The organism is Streptomyces sp. NPDC002690, assembly GCF_053592415.1.
Genome location: NZ_JBSFVR010000568.1, coordinates 1 through 3094, shown reverse-complemented (window position 1 = coordinate 3094; position 3094 = coordinate 1). Strand labels below are relative to the sequence as shown.

The 3094-nt window shown below is 73.7% G+C and carries 4 protein-coding genes; 3 read left to right on the top strand and 1 reads right to left on the bottom strand.

Going from position 1 to position 3094, the window contains the following annotated elements:
• Positions 1-360: MerR family transcriptional regulator (locus ACWD3D_RS35265; protein ID WP_451464762.1), on the bottom strand; the 360-nt coding region annotated here is incomplete at its 3' end.
• A gap of 187 nt (positions 361-547) precedes the next feature.
• Here ACWD3D_RS35265 and ACWD3D_RS35260 point away from each other — a divergent pair.
• The 3 genes from ACWD3D_RS35260 to ACWD3D_RS35250 form a co-directional block, all read left to right on the top strand.
• Positions 548-1183, top strand: a complete 636-nt coding sequence (locus ACWD3D_RS35260) for a sigma-70 family RNA polymerase sigma factor (protein ID WP_451464761.1) — start codon at positions 548-550, stop codon at positions 1181-1183.
• A gap of 104 nt (positions 1184-1287) precedes the next feature.
• Entirely contained in the window at positions 1288-1515 is a 228-nt protein-coding gene (locus tag ACWD3D_RS35255) for a hypothetical protein (protein WP_451464760.1), read from the top strand.
• Between the two features lie 302 nt (positions 1516-1817).
• Positions 1818-3094 (top strand): lycopene cyclase family protein (locus tag ACWD3D_RS35250; RefSeq protein WP_451464759.1); only part of this gene is annotated, 1277 nt, incomplete at its 3' end.

Genomic DNA, 3094 nt, shown 5'->3' with positions numbered 1-3094 from the left:
GGGACTGGGACCCGGTCCCGGCCCGTGAGCCCCGCCATGGCCACCCGACGCGGTGGCGAGCGCGGCACGGGCGGCCTCGGCCGGCGGAAGCCCGGCGCTGGTGAAGTCGCACATGCGCATGAGGAGTTCGACGTCGACGGAGGTCCAGCGCCGGTGTCTGCCGCCTTCCCGCTCGGCCGGTCCGATGCCGTAACGGCGTTCCCAGGAACGGAGGGTGGTGGGGGCCACGCCCAGCAGCCGCGCGACCGCTCCGGTGGTCAGTCCTCCGTCATGACCGGCGGGGCGTGGGGCGTTGACGCCCGGTGCGTCCGTGATCCCGGGGCCCGACGTCTCCGCGTGCCCGCGACTCAATGCGTCCATGCGCTCACGATACGACGCAGAAACGATGCATGTTGCCGGGTCGGTCGGGAGCCGGGTTGTCTGGCACCGATGGAACACCCCGGCTCCGGCGAGCCGTTGGCGTTCCTGGCCGGGCGGCGGTGCGGCCTCTACAGCCTTCTGCCGCCCGGACTCCGGGCTTCCCGGGTTCCCGAAGAGGAGGACACCGATGACCGCAGTCGACGTACCGGTGAGGCATCGCGCACTGGAAGGCTTGGTCCGCCTGCCCGCGCAGGAGCGTAGCGAGGACGAGGACCGCGCCGCAGCAGAACTGGCGGATGGACTCCTCAGAGGCGACGCGGAGTCCTTCGCCCGGATCTTCCATCGGTGGGGAACCCTGGTGCACACGCTGGCCGCACGCTCCCTCGGCGATGCCCGGGAGGCGGAGGACGTCACCCAGCAGGTGTTCCTGGCCGCGTGGCGGGGGCGCGCCGGCTACCGCCCGGAGCGGGGACCGCTGCCCGGGTGGCTGGTCGGCATCACCCGGCGCAAGATCGCCGACGCGCTGGCCGCCCGTACCCGGCGCGGCGAAGTGGCCACCGCGTCCGCCGCGCGGGAACAGGTGCACGGCGCCGGGGCGGCCGGGCCGGAGGCCGTGCTCGACCGGGTCCTGATCGTCCAGGAGCTGGGCAAACTCCCGTCCGTACAGCGACACATCCTCTGCATGGCCTTCTTCGACGACCTCACCCAGGTGCAGATCGCCGAACGGACCGGCCTGCCCCTGGGGACCGTCAAGAGTCACGCCCGCCGGGGGCTTACGCGGATGCGGCGGTCACTCACCGCCGCTTCGCCGGAAATGCGCTGACCCGGCGTCACGGCCCCGACGGTGTCCTACGCCGGCGACGCGTCCCGCCCCGGGTGCGTCCGACCGGCGGCACCGGAGGGAAGCAGGTCCCGAGGGAGGTGCACATGGCGCACCACGTCCACGAGGACGAGCTGACGGAGTTGGCTCTCGGCCACCGGTCCGCGCGTGACGGCCCCGCACTGGAGCACCTGCGCCGGTGCGCCGACTGCCGTGCCGAGTTCGAGGCGCTCGGTGCGGTGGTGGCCGCCGCCCGGGCGGTGACCGCGGCCGACCTTCCTCTCCCGCCGCCACAGGGAGTGTGGGAGGCCATCACCGCCGAGATCGGCGGCTGACACACCGGGGGCGTGTGCCCGGGGCTCCCAAGCTTCCGGCCACGAGGAGCCTCCGTACGTTCCCGTACGTTCCCGTACGTCTTCGTACGCCCCCACGCGCGCCGACGCGCGACACTCGCGCGCCGGATGCGTCCGGGCGGGCTCCCGCTGCGGAAGGATCGGCGACAGCACCGGCACGGCCACGGGTGACGGCCCGCACCGCCGTGCCCGGCGCACCGCCGTGCCCCGCCCGTACGCCGCCCCTCGTGGACGGCTGGGAGCCGTCCGCCCGTCCAGACCTCCCGGAGGAAGAGAGCACCCCCTTGCCGTACGCCGACGTGGTCATCGTGGGTGCCGGAGCGGCCGGTCTGTCGCTGGCGTACCGGCTGTGCGCGCCCGGCGCCCGGGTTCCGCTCTCCGTGCTCCTGGTCGACGCCCCGCCGGGACCGCTCCACCCGCCGCCGCGCACCTGGTGTTTCTGGGAGCCGCCGGGCGGCGAGTTCGACGCGGTGCTGACGGCCTCGTGGCAGCGGCTCCGGGTGCGTGCCACCGACGGCTCGGCCACGGTGACGGTGCCGTCGCCGCTCCGGTACAAGATGCTCCGGTCCGACGCGTTCACCACGCTGGTGGAGAGCCGGCTTGCGACAGCCGCGGGTTTCGGGCGCGTCGAACTGACCGTGCGGATGGTGCGCGACGCGGCCGGGGGCGGCGGTGAGGTGGCCGGCGAGGATGCCCAGGGGCGTCGTACCGTCGTGCGGGGACGGTACGTCTTCGACTCGCGTCCGCCCGGCCGTCTGCCGGCCGCCCGGACCACGCTCCTCCAGCACTTCACCGGCCGCTTCGTGCACACCGAGCGCCCCGTGTTCGAACCGGACACCGCCGATCTCATGGACTTCCGCACGCCTCAGCCGCACCACGGTCTGTCCTTCGCCTACGTGCTCCCGCTGGACGCGCGCTCGGCCTTGGTGGAGTACACGGAGTTCTCCCGTGCACCACTCGAACCAGCGGCCTACGAGAGGGCGTTGGACCATCATCTCGGTGAGGTTCTCGGCGCGTCGCCCTACCGGGTGTCCGCCACCGAGCACGGCGTCATTCCGATGACGGACGGCCGGTTCCCGTCGCGCGTCGGGCGGTCGGTGTTCCGCATCGGGACGGCGGGCGGCGCCACCCGGCCCTCCACCGGCTACACCTTCAGCGCGGTCCAACGCCAGAGCCGGTCGCTGGCGGCGGCGCTGCGCGCCGGGAAGCCGCCGCGGCCACCGTCCCCCTACCGTGCCCGTTCCCTCGCCATGGACGCGGTCATGCTGCGGGCCCTGGACACCGGGCGGGTGGACGGCGCCGCCTTCTTCACCGGCCTCTTCCGCTCGGTTCCCCCCGCGCGGCTGCTCCGCTTCCTGGACGGATCGGCCCCGTTGCGCGAGGAGTTGCTCGTCGGGCTGCACACCCCGGTCGCACCGATGCTCAGAACGGTCGCCGAACTGCCCTTCCGTAGGCGCGGGTTCAGTGCCAGCGGCGGCGCCGTCACGGTGAGCGCGCCGATCAGCAGGCCCGCCCAGACCACCCCGATGACGAGCTGCGGAACGGCCTCGCGCATGGCGTT